This window comes from Bartonella sp. CR127HXZ, assembly GCF_042194555.1.
In the GTDB taxonomy this organism is placed as follows: domain Bacteria; phylum Pseudomonadota; class Alphaproteobacteria; order Rhizobiales; family Rhizobiaceae; genus Bartonella; species Bartonella grahamii.
On the sequence record NZ_JBHIMZ010000001.1, the window covers coordinates 213,700 to 234,343 of the forward strand.

Sequence of the window (20,644 nt, forward strand, 5' to 3'; positions counted from 1 at the left end):
CATAAAAGTCTGTCTTTTAGGGGCGTGATATAAAATATTTAAAACTTTATACATTGAGGTGCTTTTTATTAGAGTGAGAGGTGAATATTTAAGGCAGGTCTTGTTCATAAAGCCTATGAAGTAAATCAAGTCGTTATTAGATAGAACTTAAAGGAAACTGGATTGTTTACATAACGACGGGAGGAGGCTTCTTCTTCATTTTAGGACGAAGAAGAAGCCGAGAAATAGAAAAGATTTGATTATAAGGGCAATTGTGTTTAAAAGTGCTCGATCTTTTTTAGAGTTATAAATTGAATAGAGAAAGCAGAATAGTTTTTTCATCTCTCATGATAATAAACCGATTCATTTATTTGATCGCTAGATTTTTTTGCTCTTTATCTACAGCCTCTATTGTTGTGTTTATTCATGGATATTTTTACTGAATCGATTGATTCAGACCATGATACAATTTCCGATATTTTCTCGGATATACTGACATTCGGCAAAAAAAAACGATCACAAGAGATGATATTAAAAATTTTAAATTAAACTGTTGCAAAAGCGCTGTATACGTATACAAGCTTCTTCAAGTAATTCTTCTGATGTTGCATAAGAAATACGAAAAGCTGATCCAAGTCCAAAAGCAGATCCTTGGACGACAGCAACAGCTTCTGTTTCTAGAAGCGCTATGGCAAAGTCTTCATCATTCGTAATACATTGACCGTTGGGTGTTTTCTTTCCAATAAGTCCTGTGCAAGAGGGATAAACATAAAAAGCACCTTCGGGCGTTGGACAGTGAATGCCAGGAGCTTGGTTTAGCATGGAAACAACGAAATCACGGCGTGCTTGAAAAATACTTTTATTTTTAGCGATAAAGCTTTGTGGCCCATTGAGTGCTTCAACAGCAGCCCATTGTGAAATGACACTTGTTCCAGATGTTTGCTGACCTTGAATGGTATCCATAGCTTTAATTAATTCTTGTGGTCCCCCTGCATAGCCGATTCTCCATCCCGTCATCGCATAGGCTTTGGAAACACCATTCATTGTGAGTGTACGCTCATAAAGCGCTGGTTCTACTTGAGCTGGAGTAACAAAGGTAAAACCCTCATATGTGAGATGTTCATATATATCATCGGAAAGAATATAAACATGAGGATATTTTACTAAAACATCTGTGAGTTTTTTCAATTCATTATGTGTATAAGCGGCACCTGATGGATTTGAAGGAGAGTTAAAGATGAACCATTTGGTTTTGGGGGTAATGGCAGCTTCTAGCTCTTGTGGTTGGAGTTTATAAGAAAATTCGGCTTTTGTTTCTAAAAAGACAGGCGTACCACCGTTGAGTGCAACCATTTCTGGATAACTTACCCAATAAGGAGATGGAATGATGACTTCATCCCCTTTATTCAAAGTTGCCATCAATGCATTAAAGAGAATTTGTTTTCCACCGGTACCAACAATAATTTGCTCTGGTTCATAATTGAGATTATTTTCCCTTTTAAACTTTGCAGAAATTGCTTGGCGCAATTCTGGAATTCCAGATATGGGAGGGTATTTTGTTTCTCCTCTTCGAATAGCTTCAATGGCCGCGTTTTTGATGTTGTCTGGGGTATCAAAGTCTGGCTCTCCAGCGCTTAAAGCAATAACGTTGCGCCCTAATGTTTTTAAATGACGGGCTTTTTGGGAAGCAGCAATTGTTGCAGAAGGTTTGATACGAGACAGTTTGTCGGCAATAAAAGCCATAATTTTAAATCCTTATATTATATCAACAAATAGTTATTGCTTTAAGGATATTCTATAAGAGATTATATTGTATGCAATAAAAAACTTCCAAAATACTCTTACACGGGCTTTACATTCTTCTTTTTTGAGATTTTTACAAGATAATTTCTTCTTAGATTTTATGAAAGTTTTAGAGGAAGTATAAGGGAGGTTTGATAAATTGTGCAAAGGAGGTAAGCAGTCTTTTATTTTAACAAGGTAAAATGATGCTTTATACAAAATAAAAAATCTTCGTCGTTACAGACGAAGATTTTTAAATAAAATACTGCAGAATTTAAACTTTAAAGGGCAGCAAGGTTGCCAGCGGCAAATTTTCCTGAACGACGATCTTGAAGAACATCATAAGAAATTTTTTGCCCTTCATTAAGACTGTTTAGACCAGAACGCTCAACGGCAGAAATGTGTACAAATACATCTGCACTACCATCACTAGGCTGAATGAATCCGAAACCTTTCGTTGTATTAAACCACTTAACTGTTCCTGTAGACATAGGAAACTCCTTAGAATATATAATTATATTGAGTATTGAAGCTTTCATTCCTTCAATACGGTTGTAGATCGAAATTAGGTGGGAGAAGTTTCGTCAAAAGTGCAGATCGCACAGGAAAGAAAGTCACGTAACCGAAAATTCGATGAAACCTCTATAAAAGTCTTTAGAACAAAAAGCAAGTCTTAATCAATTTTTATATAAAAAAAATAAGAAAGCAGTGTACCTTTTGCTGAGTAGAAAAAATTCAACTGAAATAACTTTGTAGTGAACGTACTTCAAGGCGCCTTTTTTTGAGTGCTTTGATCGCTTCTACGACGGCTTCGGCTCCAGCTATTGTTGTATAATAGGGAACATTTTGCATGAGTGCTGCATAACGTAATGATTTTGAGTCTGAGATGGCACTGGCAGTGCTAGTTGTATTAAAAATCAATTGAATTTGGCGATTACGAATGGAATCTTCAATATGAGGATGCCCTTCTAGGACTTTGTTGATTTTTGTTGCTTCAACGTGGTGTTCGGTAAGAAATTTATGTGTTCCACTTGTGGCAACAACAGAAAAGCCAAGCTCAGTTAAACGTTTTACAGGATTTAAGATGCGTTTTTTATCTTCATCTCTTACAGAAACGAACAAAGTTCCCTCTTTAGGGAGTTTTACACCAGCTCCAAGTTGTGCTTTAGCAAAAGCAAGCGAAAATTCATAGTCAAGTCCCATAACTTCACCGGTTGAGCGCATTTCTGGACCAAGAAGTGTATCAACACCTGAAAAACGAGCAAAAGGAAACACTGCTTCCTTGACGGCAATATGTTGTTTTTTCTGCAAGGAAGGTAATCCACCATAAGCTTGAAGAGCATCATGAAGTGTTTCTCCTGCCATAATACGTGCAGCCATTTTAGCAATAGGGCGACCAATCGTTTTTGCAACAAATGGGACAGTACGTGAAGCACGGGGATTGACTTCTAAGACATAAATGGTGTCATCTTTTATAGCATATTGTACATTCATTAAGCCGCGAACATGAAGTGCTTGTGCTAATGCTTTGGTTTGGCGCTCTAATTCAGTAACTATTTTATTTGAGAGCGTACGGACTGGTAAAGAACATGCTGAATCACCAGAGTGGATACCAGCTTCTTCAATGTGTTCCATAATACCAACAATCAGTGTTTCGTTGCCATCACATAGACAATCAACGTCTACTTCAATTGCTTCTGTTAAATAGGTATCAAAGAGAAGCGGATTTTTACCAAGCAATATATTGATTTGTCCTGTTGTGTCGTTAGGATAACGGACTTTGATATCTTCTGAAATTAATTCTGGGACACTTTCAAGTAAATAATTTTGTAAGCTACGTTCATCACGGATAATTTGCATAGCACGTCCTCCTAAAACATAAGAGGGACGTACAACCAATGGGAAGCCTAGTTCGTGGGCAATGAGGCGTGCTTGTTCGATGGAGTGAGCAATACCATTTTGAGGTTGTGTTAAGTTAAGTTTAAATAACAGTTTTTGAAAGCGATCTCTATCTTCTGCTAAGTCGATAGCGTCAGGTGAAGTACCCAAGATGGGAATGTTGTGTTTTTCTAGAGCGCTTGCCAATTTCAAGGGTGTTTGTCCGCCAAATTGGACGATGACTCCAACCAAATCTCCTTTTTCCTGTTCTGCTTCTAAAATAGCGATAACATCTTCTGTTGTTAAAGATTCAAAGTAAAGGCGATCAGAGGTATCATAGTCGGTTGAAACTGTTTCAGGATTACAGTTAATCATAATCGCTTCAAAGCCTGCATCACGCAGTGCAAAAGCAGCGTGGCAGCAACAGTAATCAAATTCAATACCTTGCCCAATGCGGTTTGGTCCACCGCCTAAAATAGCAATTTTTTTGCGTTCAGAAATGTGTGCTTCCGAGTGCTCTATACCTGCAAAGGGAACTTCATATGTTGAATACATATAGGCTGTAGGAGAAGAAAATTCAGCGGCACAAGTGTCAATCCGTTTGAAGACGTGTTTAACATTCAGTGATTTGCGTAAAGCTGCGATATCATCGGGTTCTTTTCCAGTAAGGGAGGCTAATCGCGCATCTGAAAATCCCATAGCTTTTAACATACGTAAGTTATCTGCGTCTTGGGGTAATCCATGAACGCGGATACGCTGCTCCATTTCAATGATGGAGGCTATTTGTTCTAAAAACCACGGATCAATTTTGCTAATTTGGTGAATCTCATCTAAGGGTAAGCCTGTGCGCATGGCTTGAGCAATATAGCGTAGACGATCAGGGCTTGGTATTGCAATGGCGGAGCGTATAGAACTTTTTTCATCACCTTCAGCATGCTCTGGAATAACAATTTCATCAAGACCCGTAAGTCCTGTTTCAAGTCCACGGAGTGCTTTTTGTAACGATTCTTGAAAAGTGCGTCCAATTGCCATGACTTCTCCTACAGATTTCATCGCAGTTGTGAGGACAGGTGATGAACCGGGAAATTTTTCGAAAGCAAAACGAGGAATTTTTGTCACAATATAGTCAATAGAAGGTTCAAATGATGCTGGTGTTGCACCACCCGTTATATCATTTTTTAATTCATCAAGAGTATAACCAACAGCCAGTTTAGCGGCTACTTTGGCAATGGGAAACCCCGTTGCTTTTGAGGCAAGCGCTGAAGAGCGAGAAACACGTGGATTCATTTCAATAACAATGAGGCGCCCATTTTCAGGATTGACAGCAAACTGTACATTGGATCCCCCCGTTTCAACACCAATTTCACGCAAAACAGCAATCGAAGCATTACGCATACATTGATATTCTTTATCTGTTAAGGTGAGAGCAGGCGCTACAGTGATCGAATCACCGGTATGAATCCCCATTGGATCAATGTTTTCAATAGAACAAACAATGATACAGTTGTCGTTCTTATCACGAACAACTTCCATCTCATATTCTTTCCACCCTAAAACACTTTCTTCAATTAAAACTTCAGTTGTAGGCGAAGCTTCAAGACCGCGTTCGATAATTTCATAAAATTCAGAACGATTGTAAGCGATTCCACCACCGGTTCCACCAAGGGTAAATGAAGGACGAATAATAGCTGGAAGTCCAACAACATCAAGAGCTTGAACTGCTTTTGCTGTTGCATGGGCGATATAATGTTGTTTGCGATCAGTTTCGGTATGTCGCCAGTTGCGCTCAAGTTCTTCGAGTGCTTTGTCAAGTGCAGCACCAGAAAGTTTTGCTTTAAGTTCAGCACGCGTTTTTGCGTGCTGTCGGCGATTTTCTTCTTTTAGTTCTGTTGCATTGGCTAACATAGAGCGTGGCGTTTCCAAACCGATTTTTGCCATCGCTTGGCGGAATAAAGCACGATCTTCAGCTTTATCAATAGCATCAGCATTGGCCCCTATCATTTCAACATGATAGCGGTCTAAAATACCCATACGCTTTAATGATAAAGCAGTGTTGAGGGCTGTTTGTCCTCCCATAGTGGGCAAAAGGGCATCGGGACGTTCGTGGGCAATAATTTTGGCAACTATTTCAGGAGTAATGGGCTCTATATAAGTTGCATCAGCTAGATCTGGATCTGTCATAATCGTGGCAGGATTAGAATTTACCAAAATAATTCGATAACCTTCTTCTTTTAATGCTTTACAGGCTTGTGTGCCTGAATAATCAAATTCACATGCCTGACCAATGATAATAGGTCCTGCTCCGATGATAAGAATAGATTTTATATCTGTGCGTTTGGGCATGGCTTTTTCCTATGACAAATATCTGTGCGCGATTGTTGCGGGTAAAATATTTCAGTTCTGAGGCTACAGTCATTTTATAAGTTAAGTGACAAAGAAAGTAAGCACTAAAATACCTTTTCCATGCTTTTTTTCATAAAATTGAAGATAAATTTCTTTTTTGAGCTGAGTCATCTCGTAAGTATATCAAAAGTATGATCTTTGATAAAAAAATAATAGTAGTACTCCAACAAATTAGAATATTTAAGCATACTGTGGAGAATAAAAGCCGGAACATCTTTTCAGTCCATTGCCGGCACATTTTGTGTTTTATGACGTTGTTTTCCTAAAGAGAGGGCGCGCACTTTTTTTGTTGCTTGTAAAACATAAGCCACTATTGATGGTTCGATGGGATTTCGTAAAATAAAATGGGAAGTTTATCTTGTTGTTCCGTAAAATACTGCCGTTTAGAGCTGTGATATAAGGTATGAAAATTTACCACATTAAGGTGTTTTTTGTTAGAGTATATGATAGAATTCAGGGCGGGATTTGTTTTTAGAGAGCTTGTGAAATAAACCATATGAAATGGTCTTAGTTGGAATCTGTTATATAAAAAGCAAGATTGTTGATAGATCTGTTCTGGTCGAATTTTCCGTTTTAGGGTAGGAAGAAAGTCAATTGATGTATATTTCCATTTCATAAAAGGGTGAGAGTGTATTTTAATACAATGGCTAAGGAGATAATTTCAGAATGATTTTGTTTGCTGTTAAAAGATAGTGAATACTCTCTCTTTACTTTATGGATGATGTTCAAAAATATTTAAAAATATAAAGAAGGCTAAAATGCTGAACATTTCCCAAACGAGAATATTCTGTCTGAAAGATGTATCAATAGGAAAGCTTTTGGTGGCTAGGTCTCAAAAAGGGATTTGTTATATAGCGTTAGGAGATACTATAGAACAATTATTACAGGAGTTTACGATACGATTTGGCAATGCACAACAAGTTGTAGGTGACAATACATTTAAGAGAGAAGTTGCTCATATTATAGCTATGATAGAAACACCTAAGTTGGTCAAAAAATATAATTTTCCCTTAGATATAAATGGTACAGTTTTTCAACGACAAGTATGGGCAGTATTATGTGATATACCATGTGGTGAAACAATTTCATATGAAGTCTTAGCATGCCGTATTGGTATACCGAACGCTTTTCGTGCCGTTGCTAATGCGTGTGCACGTAACGAATTGGCTGTTATCATTCCGTGTCATCGTGTTGTGCGTAAAAATGGTTTTATTTCAGGGTATCGTTGGGGATCCAAACGGAAACAGATTTTGCTACAACGAGAACAAAATGGAGGAATTTAATTTTGTGTGATGGGCATTATAATCGTTACAGTTGTCCCTTTCATTTCTTTTGAGGTAATTTCAAGTTTTCCTTTGTGGAGTTCTAGCAAGGAGCGTGAAATGGCTAAGCCAAGACCTGAGCCCGTGTGAGATTTAGTAAGCTGATTTTCAACTTGTTCAAAAGGTTGCCCAAGTTTTTTAATTGCTGATTGGGGAATACCAACACCTGTATCTGTAATTTTAAAAATAAGGTTGTTTTTTTTCTTGAAAGCGCAAACATCAATATTTCCGCCAGAAGGCGTAAATTTAACGGCATTAGAGATGAGATTAAGGAAAATCTGTTTCATAGCACGACCATCAACTTCAGCATGAAGTTCTGGCGTAATGTTTGTTGTAACAACAATATTTTTTTCTTGAGCTTGAGGCGTTAGTGTTCGTACTGCTTCACTAATGATGGGCTCAAGATCGGTATTTTTACAATCAAGCGAAAATCTTCCAGCTTCAATTTTTGACATATCAAGGATGTCATTGATAAGGGTTAGAAGATGGGTTCCCGAATTGTAAATATCATGCATATATTCCTTATAGCGTTGTGAGCCAAGAGGTCCAAAAGTCGATTGTAACATGATATCTGAAAAGCCGAGAATAGCGTTAAGAGGAGTGCGCAATTCATGGGACATATTAGCCAAAAACTCTGATTTAGCTTTGTTAGCACTTTCAGCACGCTCTTTTTCTGCCTTGAGACTTTTATTAAGTTTTTCAACTTCTGAGGCACGTTGTTGAGCACTTCCTCGAGCACGTTTGAGTTCTTGAATAAAAGAAAAAAGACGCCTTTCACTGTCTTCAAATTTTTCCTGTTGTTGTTTAAGCTCAGAAATGTCAGTACCAATACAAACCAATCCTCCGTCTTGGGTCCGCCGTTCGTTAATTTTGAGCCAACAACCATCTGCCGTTTGGCGAATACTGGTTAAGTTACCAGTACCATCATCTTTAAGGGGATATTCACTGATAGCAGGGCGTGCCATGGCTTCGACGGTTGCACGTTGGATACCGGATTGTAGAATTTGTTTAGGAATAGCAGCATATTCGCAAAATTTGCTGTTGGACATGACTAAACGTCCTTCTGAATCCCACAAGACGAAAGATTCTGAAATGTTTTCAATTGCATCACGGATACGAAGGTCGGCTTGCGCTGTTTGTTCAGCCAATTGTTGCTGTTCACTAATATCGAAGGAAATACCAACCAAATGGGGTTCTTCTTCTTCAGTAACTTCAGCACGAATGCGCATCCAGACATAATGGCCATCGGCATGACGCATGGGAACGTTAATATCGATATGCTTTTTTTTACCGCTCATTAATTCCTGAGCAAGATCAAAAAAATTCGCATCATTTGGATTGATAATGGCGCTAATTTGGGAAATTGAGAGCAATGCATCTTGAGGGACATAGCCCAGCATTTCATACATTGCTCGTGACCAGTAGACGCGTCCACTTGCCATATTCCAATCCCATAGTCCACAGCGTCCACGCATCATTGCCATATCAATACGGTTTTGAATTTTTTCTGAGACAAGATCCGTTTTGCGTGCTCGTACAATTTGGTTGTAATAAGCATAAAGAAGAGCGAGGATAACGCCACTAGTTCCAATGAACAGGGTTATATTTAACGAGAGAATTTTCCGCCATTCCATGGCGCTATCTTGCATTTTTTCGCTAATGAATACGCCATATTGCCCATTTTCTGTTTGCTGAAATGAAGCAAGAGCAGGGGCATCTTTTCCTATTGTGATTTTCATAATTCCAACGTGCTGTCCAAGAGATTGTAAAGCAATGCTGTCAGAGATAAAATCTTGCAAAGGTTTTCCTAAAGAAATCTCTGAACTGGATGAAGCTAAGACATTTCCTTTTTGATCAATAATGGCGATCAGAGTGCTAGGATTAATAAGATCTTGATTACGAAAAGTGGTGAGGATATTTTGGAAATGACTATGAGAAAGGGCAGAGACTTTTCCTTTCTGAGAAACAGCCAGTAAGTCATGATTAATTGTATTGGTAATATGAGAAGCTAAGAAAGTGATGGTAGAACGCGTGTTCTTATCAATCGTGTTACGCCAATCATAGAGTGATATAAAACGAATTGATGCAAGTACAATAAGAAATGCTAAAATAACAAACGGAAGCGAGCGACGCAACCAAGGTTCAATAAAGAGAAGCTTTTGATAGGCGGAGCCAGAAAGCAGATGAATACGTTTTTTCTGCGCTTTATGACTTGGAGCGCTCGATTTTGAATCAGTATACACCTCCGTTGGCGCATGATATGCGTCCAATTTAGCCATTTCCAGTTCCTTTAATTATGGAATAATGTGATTTAAAAACTGCTTCGATATTCATAGTAACCCCATCGAGTGCAATGAATCAAAACAGGAGTCTTCTGTCCAGTCTTTTTTTTAAAAAAAATAATTTTACTTCTATGAACTTGGAATATGAAAAGGAAAAGGCACTTTAAACATGATCTATAAACAGGCTTAGATTGCCTGTTTATAGATTTAATGATGATCGAATAGTCTGTAGAATTTATTTAAAAAATATTATAGAATATTGATTTAAAATAATTTTTCGTTTCAAGTGAGCAGACGGTTGATAATATCAGCGACATCGCTTGATAATTTTGGCGCAGCAGCAATTGTTTTTAATTCAGTTTCAAGTTTTTGTTGTCGAATGGGTTCTAATTGTCGCCAAGAGCGCATCGTCGTTAATAATCGTGAAGCGAGCTGTGGATTTTTTTTGTCAATTTCCAAAATGATTTGGCAAAGAAAATGATAAGATGCTCCATCCATCCTGTTAAAGCCCGTGAGATTGTTAGAGGAAAAGACACCGATTAGGGAACGCACACGATTGGGATTGTCTTTTGAAAATAGCGGGTGTTGCATGAGCTTTTGAACATTCTCGAGCGTTGATGCCCCTGCAACCATTGCTTGAATGGAGAACCATTTATCCATGACCAAAGGATCATGGTGATAGCGGTTTTCAAAATCATTTAAGGCATTTTGCGCCTGCTCACTTTCATTAAAACGCTTCACGAGAACAGCGATACTAGCCATACGGTCAGTCATATTATCAGCTGTTGCATATTGTGCGGCAGCACGATTTGGATTGGCCTCAGTAATGGAAAGATAATCCAGTATTATATTCTTTAATGCTCGCTTTCCAGCTTGTACAGTGTTTGATGAATAGGGCTCTTTGGTTTGCATTTGCCCATAAAATTTTGTGAAGAGCCCTTGATGTGTATGTGCGAGCGAAGCTAAAAACTGATTGCGCACATGATGAATACGCTCTGGGTCAACATTTTTACCAAGTGTATGGGCAAGTTCAACTTCGCTCGGTAAACTTAAACAAAATGCACGAAACTCAGGTTCAAGACTTTCATCTGTAATGATAGCTTCAATCAATTTTATCAAAGCAGAGGGCATCCCCTCTTTTGCTTTTGTTTCATCTTGAATGCTTTGAATCAAAGCTTGCGTCATTAAATGATTAAGAGATTGCCAGCGATTGATGTGATTGTCATCATGTTGTGCAAGAAAAATAAGTTCGCTTTCATTGAATGGAGTTTGTAGATTGATTGGCGCAGAGAAGTCTCTAAGCAGTGATAAAACAGGTTTTTCACGCAGACCCTTTAATGTAAACGTTTGGTTTTCCTTGGATAAAAGCATAACGTTTGATTGAATATCTGTATCCGCTTCATAGGTGAGGTTTTCTCCATTAGGTCCTAACAAGCCAAATAATATAGGGATAAGCATGGGCTTTTTTGTATTTTGTTGTGGGGTTGCCGGAATATGTTGCTTTGCATGAATTGTTAAAACACCATCGCTATAATGACTATCGATTTCTACATTTGGTGTTCCAGCTTGTTCATACCACAACATGAATTGGGAAAAGTCTTGACCAGATACTTCAGCAAAACAGGTGATAAAATCTTCAATTGTACAAGCTTGTCCATCATGACGTTGAAAATAAAGATCAGTACCTTTACGAAACAGAGAGGGTCCTAAAATAGTCCGTATCATGCGAACAACTTCAGCACCTTTTTCATAAACAGTTGTGGTGTAAAAATTGTTAATTTGGCTATATTGACGAGGACGTACAGGATGAGCGAGGGGACCAGCGTCTTCGGCAAATTGAGTAGCTTTTAATGTTTTTATATTTTCAATTCGCTGTAGGCTGCGTACATTTTGATCTGATGAAAATTCCTGATCACGATAAACAGTGAATCCTTCTTTTAAACAGAGTTGAAACCAATCGCGACAGGTAATACGATTACCGCTCCAATTATGGAAATATTCATGTGCAATGACACGTTCAACATTTCTATAATCTTGATCGGTTGCTGTTTCAGGATCTGCCAGAACATATTTATCATTAAAAACGTTAAGTCCCTTGTTTTCCATTGCTCCCATGTTAAAGTCGGACACAGCAACAATATTGAAAACATCAAGATCATATTCGCGCCCAAAACATTGTTCATCCCAACGCATGGAACGTTTAAGAGCATCCATTGCATAGGTTGCGCGTTTGGTTTTTCCTTTTTCCACATAGATACCAAGCTCGATACGTCGTCCAGATACAGTTGTAAAATGATCTTCTAACTTATCAAGATCTCCACCTACTAAAGCAAAGAGATAAGATGGTTTGGGATAAGGATCTTCCCAAATGGCAAAATGGCGATTATTCTCTAAAGTTCCTGTTTCCACTAGATTACCATTTGAAAGCAAGATTGGGATTGTTTGGGAATCTGCTTCAATTTTCACTCTATAGATAGAAAGAACATCTGGGCGGTCGTAAAAATAAGTAATACGACGAAAGCCTTCCGATTCGCATTGTGTGCAATAAACACCATTTGAAAGATAAAGGCCCATAAGTTGGCGGTTGCTTTCAGGATTCAGTTCCGTAACCAATTTCAATGTAAAAGGAGCCGCTGGTGGGTTTGTAATTTCTAAACGTGAAGGCGTCACTTTATAAGTGTTTGGAGCTAACGTCTCACCATTGATAGAAACGGAAATTAAAGTAAGATCATCACCAGAAAGAACAAGAGGTGTTAATTCTTTTGTATTGTGACGGGGTTCAATAGACAATATGGCTGTAACATAGGTTTTTGTTGGTGCCAATTGGAAGGAAAGTTGTGTTTTAGGGATAGCGTAAGGGGTTGGCTGGTAGTCTTCCAAACGATAAATAGATGTTGTTGGCTGTTCCATAGTTTTTCCCATTCGTATTTTAAGAGTTAAAGAAGGTGTTTAATTTTAGAGTCAAAGAAGATTACAGAATTACAAAAGGCTATCGAGGCGATTTTTTACTTCTAAGAAGTCTGTCCATGTAAGTTTTTTTTGACTAGGGGTTCGGAGAAGGTAGGCAGGGTGGAAAGTTGGCATAACAGGTATTTTTATATTATCCTCACTTTCATAAATATGCCATTTCCCTCGTGTTCGGATAATCCCATTTTGAGATCCCGTAAGAAACTGTGCAGCAATGCCTCCCAGTGCTATAAGTACACGAGGACGCGCTAAATAAATGTGCCGTTCAATAAAAGGGCGGCACAAGGCAACTTCTCTTGGTGTTGGTGTACGATTTCCTGGTGGACGCCAAGGAATAGTGTTGGCAATGTAAACATTATTTCTTGTTAAGCCAATTGATGCGAGGATTTTATTAAGCAACATCCCTGCTTTTCCCACAAAAGGAATTCCTTGTATATCCTCTTCTCGTCCTGGTGCTTCGCCTATAAGCATCAGGGGGCTTCCTGCTGTTCCATCTGAAAAGCAGGTATTTTTTGCTGTCAATTTTAGTGAACAGCCATTAAATGCGAGGAGCGCAGATTTTAATTCATCAAGTGTTTTTGCATTGTTTGCACTCTCTATAGCTGTGGGTTCATTTTGTATAGCCCCCCTAGAGTTATGCAGCGGACGATGATCTGATTTTACGGTGGGAGATGTTTGTTGATTATGAGAAATGTTCACGACAGATATTAATTTGCTCTCTGAACAAGCAGACTGCTTAAAACGATTAATAGGGAAATTTGTCAGAACAGCATCCGCACCACTTTCTTTATAAAAGTTTAAGAGTTCTTCATAGGAAATTGAGCACGGCGTTTGATTTAACATTTTATTTTTTCTAATGATCTAGCAACTATAGATCAAACAAAATTATCCTTCAAGTTTTATAAATGTATTCGCTAGCCATTAATGTACAAGAACGCTGATAGGATTCTCTCTTTTCACAAAAAAGGCAAATCGTAAAATGCGAGTGTTCGCGATTATATACATCTTTAAATGTACAATTTGTTTAAATTACGCTATTTTAAATTTTTAAACAGACTAAGCTCTTTATAATAAAAGAATTCTCTACTGAATGCAAGTGGTATGATAACATTTTTGATCATTATATTCTATATTTAATAATTAATGAAAGTGATTTTTGTAGTATTTTATTTGTAATAATTAAGTATAAATTTTTTATTATTATATTTTTATCTTTTTTTTTAATAATTTTTATTAAAAATATTAAATATATTAATGAGATATATAAATATTACTTTTATATGAGAAAATATTAGATATATGAGAAAATACTAAGACTTTACAAACTGTTTTTGCAATGGGTTAAAAGCAATGTGTAGATATATGCTTTTGCTTTTTTTACAGCTGAAATGAGAGGTTCATTTAATGCTAAATGCGCAGCAATAGCGCTTGAGAGAATGCAACCTGTTCCTCGCATTGTTCCTTTTAAACGTGGCGTAGAAATATTTATGACTTCAGTTTTGTCAATGAAGCTATCAATTGCAAGAGGACCCTCTGCATGTCCCCCTTTTACTAAAATAGATCGAGCTCCCAATGACAAAAGTTTTTTTGCTTGTTGTATTGCTTGCTCATCATGAGATGCCAATGGACTTTGGCTAAGAAGAGCAAGTTCTTCTCTATTCGGTGTTAAAAGAGTAACATGAGAAAGCAGTTTATCGATCATCGTGTCGATGATTGCTTCCGTTGTTAGTTTTCCTCCTGATGAAGCGACAAGTACGGGGTCCAAAATAACTGGAACATGGGGATAGTCTTTGAGTACGTTACAGATTGCTGTTATAATTGCTTTTGTACCCATCATACCGATTTTTATTGCGCTTATTGGATTTGCTTCTAGGGCAGCACGCATTTGCGCAGCGACGAGGTCTTCACGCATTGGAATGATTTCGGCAACGCGATTATCATCTTGTACGTTAACACAAGTGATTGCCAAATTTGCTTTTATTTGAAAATGTGCAGCGGTTTCTATATCACGAACAATACCGGCACCTCCTGTTGGATCCGTGCCTGCAACAATAAGAATGGAAGGTATCAACGCCATGTTTGTGTCACTTTTATCCACTGTTGGACACGTTCTTCAGGTTTTTTATGGAGGATAATATCAGTCACAACAGCAGCACTATTTGCTCCCGCTTTTAAAACACCAACTGCGCGTTCTGGTGTTAAACCACCAATACCCACCAAAGGTAAAGCACCAATCCGCTTTCTCCATTGTTTGATTTTTTCTAGTCCTTGCGGCATCCATTTCATTTTTTTTAAGATTGTCGGATAAATAGGACCAAGTGCAATATACTCAGGATTAACAGAGAGTGCGATATCCAATTCATGTTCATCATGTGTACTAAGACCAACTTTTATACCACTTTTACGAATTGCGTGAAGATCAGCATTGCTTAGGTCTTCTTGTCCCAGATGAATAAAATTGCACTTTTCATCAATTGCTATTTCCCAATGATCATTAATAATTAATTGTGCTCCCAATTTATTGCATATGTTTTTTGCGCGCTTGATATGTTGACGGATTATTTGTTGATTTTCATGTTTCATACGCAATTGTACGAGCTTGATGCCAAGAGGGAGCAAACGTTCAATCCAATCAGCGTTATCAACGATGAGGTAAAATGGATCCAGTTTCATGAAAATACTGCTTTTCCAATGACTGGCGTTGAAGGGACTGCTACATTGCGTGCTTCGATCATGCCAGCTTTATATCCCATACGTCCTGCTTGAACAGCTTTAGAAAATGCTTCAGCCATTAAGACAGGATCACCTGCTTTAGCAACTGCGGTATTAAGCAGTACTGCATCATAACCGAGTTCCATCGCAATGGCGGCATGTGATGGGCGTCCAATGCCGGCATCAATAACAAGAGTAGCGTCAGGAAGGTAAGCACGGATAGAACGCAATCCATCAGTATTATGAGGTCCTTTGGCAGAACCAATAGGAGCACACCAAGGCATAATAACACGGCAACCAATGTCGAAAAGTTTTTCAGCAACAATGAGATCATCCGTTGTGTAAGCAAAAATTTTGAAACCTTCATTGTTTAAAATTTGCGCTGCTTCGATTAAGGAAAAAATATTTGGCTGTAAGGTGTCTGGGTTTCCTATCACTTCGAGTTTAATCCAAGCTGTTTTAAAGAGATCTCTTGCTAATTGCGCTGTGGTTACGGCCTCTTTAACAGTATAACAACCAGCAGTATTAGGAAGCACTGTTACCCCAAGTTCTTGAAGAAATTGCCAAAATTGTCCACCTTGTTTTCCACCTGCCGTTTCACGACGCAAGGAAACAGTCACAATTTCCGTATTCGATTTATGAATAGCATCACGAAGAATTGCTGGTGAAGGATATTGCGCTGTACCTAATAGAAGACGGGAAGAGAATTGTCGTCCATAAAGATTCAGCATAATTTTAGCCTCCTTGCATTGGGCTTAAAATTTCAATTTTATCTCCTTCATGCAAGACAAATTGGCTTCGTGCATCTATGGAAACAACTTCAGCGTTAACAGCGGTTGCAAGCCAATTTCCTTCATACCCCAATTCTTCAAGTAAGAGACCGAGAGTCATAACTTCTGTTTGGACTGTTTCACCATTAACAAATATTTGCATGCTTTATTCCAATGCCAATTTCATTGCTCGTTTTGCCATTTCTGGAGACAAAAGAAAACCATGTCTATAAAATCCATTAATAGAAATACAATTACCATCTTTATGCACAGAAGGGAAGTTATCAGGATAACATGGACGAACACCAACGCCAGATTCAATAATTTCTGCTTCAGCAAAAGCAGGATGTAAAGTATAAGCCGCGTTGAGCAGTTCCATCATTGATCTCACTGAGATTGCACCATCAAAGTCACTTTCAATCATTGTTGCACCAATCATAAAAATATTATCTTGTCGAGGTACAATATAGAGAGGAAACCGTGGATGAAGAAGACGAATTGGACGCAAAATTTTAATATCGGTGCAGCGCACGAGAAGCATTTCGCCGCGCACGCCCCGTATATTTTTATCTTTTCCTAAACGTGCTATTCCTGTTGCATCAATAACAATATCAAAATTTGTTTCAGCCGTCTCTACATCAACAAAACACGCTCCATTGTTGAGAAGCTTTTCTTTTAAAGCCATAAGTGCTTTGCGAGGATCAATATGGGCTTCATTTTCATAAAAGAGCGCACAGTTAAAACGTTCCGCAAGATCTGGTTCAAGATGAGCTATTTCTATATTATCTATGGTTTTGTGATTATGCGTGCGTCCAGAAAACCGTTCAAGCTCTCCTCTATCTCGTGTAGGTGCAACCACTAAAGTGCCTTTTTGTATGACAAGGTTGGGAAGCGTTTTACGCCACCACTGTATAGCTTGTATACCAAGATCTTCAACAATCTGTTCCGCATTTTCTTTCTCACAGTAAGGTGCGAGCATTCCTCCTGCATACCAACTAGCACTTCCTATAGGAGAATGAGGGGGAGCTGATATAGTAACAGAAACACCTTTTTGCTGTAACATAAAGGCAACCGTTAAGCCGCCTACACCTGCACCTTTGATAAGAATGTTCTTCAACTGTTTACTTTCTCTTTTTGAGGAGGAACAATTTCCATATAAAGGTCACCATTTTTCTGATATTTCTCGGCCATGGCGATCATACCTTCCCCTTTTGTTTTTCTTATTGCTGCTGCCTCACGAATATCATGAGAAATACGCATAGAACAGAATTTTGGTCCACACATGGAACAAAAATGTACCAATTTATGGGCTTCTTTAGGCATTGTCTCATCATGAAAGGCACTGGCTGTTTCCGGATCAAGAGAAAGGTTGAATTGATCATGCCATCTAAAATCAAATCGTGCACGCGAAAGAGCATTATCGCGCAATTGTGCTCTAGGCAAACCTTTGGCAAGGTCAGCGGCATGAGCAGCAATTTTATAAGTGATCACACCAGTTTTTACGTCATTCCTATCGGGGAGTCCTAGGTGTTCTTTAGGTGTTACATAACACAACATAGCTGTTCCAAACCATCCAATCATAGCGGCACCAATTGCTGATGTAATATGATCATAACCAGGAGCAATGTCGGTTGTAAGAGGTCCCAAAGTATAAAAAGGCGCCTCGTGACAGAGATCTAATTGTTGCTCCATATTTTCTTTAATTTTGTGCATTGGGACATGCCCAGGACCTTCAATCATAACCTGTACATCTTTTTCCCAAGCAATTTTTGTCAATTCTCCCAAAGTTTTAAGCTCTGCAAATTGGGCTTCATCATTGGCATCGGCAATAGAGCCAGGGCGCAATCCATCCCCCAAGGAAAGAGAGATGTCATACGTGCGTGCAATATCACAAATTTCATCAAAATGTTCATAAAGAAAACTTTCTTTGTGATGATGCAAGCACCATTTTGCCATAATAGAACCACCTCGTGAAACAATACCTGTTACCCGATCAACGGTTAAAGGGATAAAAGGTAATCTTAATCCCGCATGAATGGTAAAATAATCAACACCTTGCTCTGCTTGTTCAATAAGGGTATCACGGAAAATATCCCATGTTAAGTTTTCGGCAATACCCTGTACTTTTTCGAGTGCTTGATAAAGTGGAACAGTCCCAATGGGAACAGGGGCATTTCGAATAATCCACTCACGAATATTATGAATATTTCGACCTGTTGAGAGATCCATAACTGTATCTGCTCCCCAGCGAATGGCCCAAACCATTTTATCAACTTCTTCTTCCATAGATGAAGTCACTGCTGAATTGCCAATATTGGCATTAATTTTAACACGAAAATTACGCCCAATAATCATGGGTTCGCACTCTGGATGATTAATGTTTTGTGGAATAATGGCGCGTCCACAAGCAATTTCATTGCGAACAAATTCGGCAGTATAAATTTCTGGTATTGATCCAGAAAATGTTTCATTTGATGGTACATTCTGCCGTTCTTTTACTGCTAATCCTTCATTTTCTCGTATAGCCACATATTCCATTTCCGCTGTAATAATGCCTGCGCGCGCATAAGCCATTTGTGTAATTGCTTTGCCATTTTTTGCTCGTAAAATGGGACGTTTTTGTTTAAATGTTGGTGTAAGGTTTTTATCAGAAGCCAATCCATTATCTTCAGGTTTTACTAATCGTGCAGGATAAGTTTCAGTATCATCCCGCTTAGAGAGCCAAGGCAAGCTAATTGCTGGCAAGCCTTTTGTAATATCAATGATCATATCTTTATCTGTGTAGGGGCCAGAAGTATCGTAAACGTTTAAAGGTTTCTCACCACTGCCATCAGTCAGTGAAATTTCACGCAATGGTACGCGCACATCAGAAAAGATAGGACTTTGTTGATAAATTTTGCGTGAAGCGGGAAAGGGGCTACAACTAATTGATGGAGTATTTTTCTGCACAAACTTTTTCCTTATAGACACAGAGTTCAAAAATAGGTTACGATGTTAATGGGGATGTATTCAAATTATCAATCACGAGTATTCGGATGAATAGGAATAGTATTGCTTTATAGCAAAGCAAACCCAATAAAGATCAAGAAAATTTATTTTGAAAAATTGATACAATATCTATTCTCATATTTGCATGCCTCCTCCCACTTAAAGTATTTTTGCTAATACGAATATGGTTGGCTTAAATATCTATATTGTCAATCATAAAAATATATTTAAACGATTTTGGTGTGTTTTTTAAGAGTGAAAATAGATATTATGAAGTGATAAACTGTGATATTGAAGCTTTTATAAACAAGAATAAAGTTAAAAACGGATTATCAAGGAAAAAGTAGATAGTTTATAGCTCTGATTGAGATTTTTTCATATTAAAATAATAACTCAGAATACTATAAGATTCTCTCATCATACATCTTTTCATATAAAATCACTTCCTTGCACGTCATAAGTGGGAGCATATGGGGCAAAATACTTGAAGAAAGGAAGCCAAAAGTCATTCATGAACATTCTCAGATGCGAGGACTATCGCAATGTGGGGGCCAACAAAATGTATGATGGGTTCCAGCTTGTATCTTCAAAAGCTTAAAGATGATGATCTGTAATAGCTTATCATTGTATCATTGACGTGCGCTGTCGTAAAATGAACGGAGTATATTTTAAGCAATATTTCTTTAATAAAGTGCGTGATATGCAATATCATTATATTTTGTGTGGGGCATTCTATTTTTCATGAGGGGATGTTCCCATTAAGAGTGCGATAAACAAAAGCGTGAAACAATACCTAATCTTTATTATTAAAAATAATATTGCCTTGAATGTTTTAAAAATCGTAAAGCGGAATTAAAAAATGATGATGAAAATGAACAAAGGCTTTTCATCTTGAAATTTCATCAACACTTTTAAAGAGTTGGAAGAGAGAGGAAAGAAAAAGGATGTATCTCAGCATAAAGTACTACGTAAATTCATTAATTAGTTTGCAATAGAAATGCGCACAAAGCGCTGTGTTTTAGCTTAAGACGAGGCAAAAATTCATTTTCTGAGACATAAAGCTCTTTGTTTTCAAGGTAAAGTTATTCAATAGTCATGTGATATCATGCAACAATATTACAGATAAAAAATCATTAATTATATACAAAAAGCTTTCTAATTATAACGAAGTGCTCTTATTATTATAATAGAACAAGAGAAAAATTGAGTAAATTTTCATCAAAAAAATTTTTAAACACTAAAATAGGTAATAAATAAAACAAACGCAAACAAAGAATTATTATGATAATGATTAACAAAGCCAAAAACTAATTTTGGAATAAGTAGGGAATTATGAGGAGGAGTAACCAAATTCCCACTAATATTGCTATTATTAGCAATGTTACAATTGGTAGCCATATAAAAGCTGCAGCTATACAGGAAAAGATGATTGGTATACTCCAGAGATAGACAAATGTGTTAACAAGAGACTCATAGGTAAATTCGTTAGTAAGTTCTTTATCTACACTATTATAGCATTCTATAATCGCTTTGCATTGTCCCACTAATACCATAAAACTGG

The 20,644-nt window shown here is 37.8% G+C and carries 13 protein-coding genes; 1 reads left to right on the forward strand and 12 read right to left on the reverse strand.

Annotated features, from left to right (window positions below; all coding sequences use genetic code 11):
• Window positions 1-519: 519 nt before the first annotated feature.
• From ACFIKY_RS00865 to carB, 3 genes are all read right to left on the reverse strand, one after another.
• Entirely contained in the window at window positions 520-1,722 is a 1,203-nt protein-coding gene (locus ACFIKY_RS00865; protein WP_375661296.1) for a pyridoxal phosphate-dependent aminotransferase, read from the reverse strand.
• A gap of 320 nt (window positions 1,723-2,042) precedes the next feature.
• Window positions 2,043-2,252, reverse strand: a complete 210-nt coding sequence (locus ACFIKY_RS00870; protein ID WP_012754908.1) for a cold-shock protein — start codon at window positions 2,250-2,252, stop codon at window positions 2,043-2,045.
• 244 nt (window positions 2,253-2,496) lie between these two features.
• The gene (gene carB, locus ACFIKY_RS00875) at window positions 2,497-5,982 is read right to left on the reverse strand and encodes a carbamoyl-phosphate synthase large subunit (protein ID WP_375635704.1); all 3,486 of its coding nucleotides are present in this window, start codon (window positions 5,980-5,982) and stop codon (window positions 2,497-2,499) included.
• 818 nt (window positions 5,983-6,800) lie between these two features.
• Between carB and ACFIKY_RS00880 the strand changes: the two genes are divergently transcribed.
• The gene (locus tag ACFIKY_RS00880; protein WP_273788414.1) at window positions 6,801-7,325 is read left to right on the forward strand and encodes a methylated-DNA--[protein]-cysteine S-methyltransferase; all 525 of its coding nucleotides are present in this window, start codon (window positions 6,801-6,803) and stop codon (window positions 7,323-7,325) included.
• Here the strand turns inward: ACFIKY_RS00880 and ACFIKY_RS00885 are convergent.
• The 9 genes from ACFIKY_RS00885 to thiC form a co-directional block, all read right to left on the reverse strand.
• Window positions 7,322-9,643, reverse strand: coding sequence for an ATP-binding protein (locus tag ACFIKY_RS00885; protein ID WP_375635703.1), 2,322 nt, complete (start codon window positions 9,641-9,643; stop codon window positions 7,322-7,324). The genes ACFIKY_RS00880 and ACFIKY_RS00885 overlap by 4 nt on opposite strands.
• A 285-nt stretch (window positions 9,644-9,928) precedes the next feature.
• Window positions 9,929-12,556 (reverse strand): aminopeptidase N, encoded by a 2,628-nt coding sequence (pepN, locus tag ACFIKY_RS00890; protein ID WP_375635702.1) that lies wholly within the window; start codon window positions 12,554-12,556, stop codon window positions 9,929-9,931.
• A 69-nt stretch (window positions 12,557-12,625) separates the two neighbouring features.
• Complete coding sequence (locus tag ACFIKY_RS00895) at window positions 12,626-13,456, reverse strand: uracil-DNA glycosylase family protein (RefSeq protein WP_375635701.1); 831 nt, start codon at window positions 13,454-13,456, stop codon at window positions 12,626-12,628.
• A 475-nt stretch (window positions 13,457-13,931) separates the two neighbouring features.
• Complete coding sequence (locus ACFIKY_RS00900; RefSeq protein WP_012754914.1) at window positions 13,932-14,690, reverse strand: hydroxymethylpyrimidine/phosphomethylpyrimidine kinase; 759 nt, start codon at window positions 14,688-14,690, stop codon at window positions 13,932-13,934.
• The gene (locus ACFIKY_RS00905; RefSeq protein WP_273723616.1) at window positions 14,681-15,286 is read right to left on the reverse strand and encodes a thiamine phosphate synthase; all 606 of its coding nucleotides are present in this window, start codon (window positions 15,284-15,286) and stop codon (window positions 14,681-14,683) included. Before ACFIKY_RS00905 ends, ACFIKY_RS00900 begins: the two co-directional genes overlap by 10 nt.
• Window positions 15,283-16,056 (reverse strand): thiazole synthase, encoded by a 774-nt coding sequence (locus ACFIKY_RS00910; RefSeq protein ID WP_012754916.1) that lies wholly within the window; start codon window positions 16,054-16,056, stop codon window positions 15,283-15,285. Before ACFIKY_RS00910 ends, ACFIKY_RS00905 begins: the two co-directional genes overlap by 4 nt.
• A 4-nt stretch (window positions 16,057-16,060) precedes the next feature.
• Complete coding sequence (thiS, locus tag ACFIKY_RS00915) at window positions 16,061-16,258, reverse strand: sulfur carrier protein ThiS (protein ID WP_012754917.1); 198 nt, start codon at window positions 16,256-16,258, stop codon at window positions 16,061-16,063.
• 3 nt (window positions 16,259-16,261) lie between these two features.
• The gene (locus ACFIKY_RS00920) at window positions 16,262-17,212 is read right to left on the reverse strand and encodes an FAD-dependent oxidoreductase (RefSeq protein ID WP_375635700.1); all 951 of its coding nucleotides are present in this window, start codon (window positions 17,210-17,212) and stop codon (window positions 16,262-16,264) included.
• Entirely contained in the window at window positions 17,209-19,044 is a 1,836-nt protein-coding gene (thiC, locus tag ACFIKY_RS00925; RefSeq protein WP_375635699.1) for a phosphomethylpyrimidine synthase ThiC, read from the reverse strand. Before thiC ends, ACFIKY_RS00920 begins: the two co-directional genes overlap by 4 nt.
• Window positions 19,045-20,644: the final 1,600 nt, after the last annotated feature.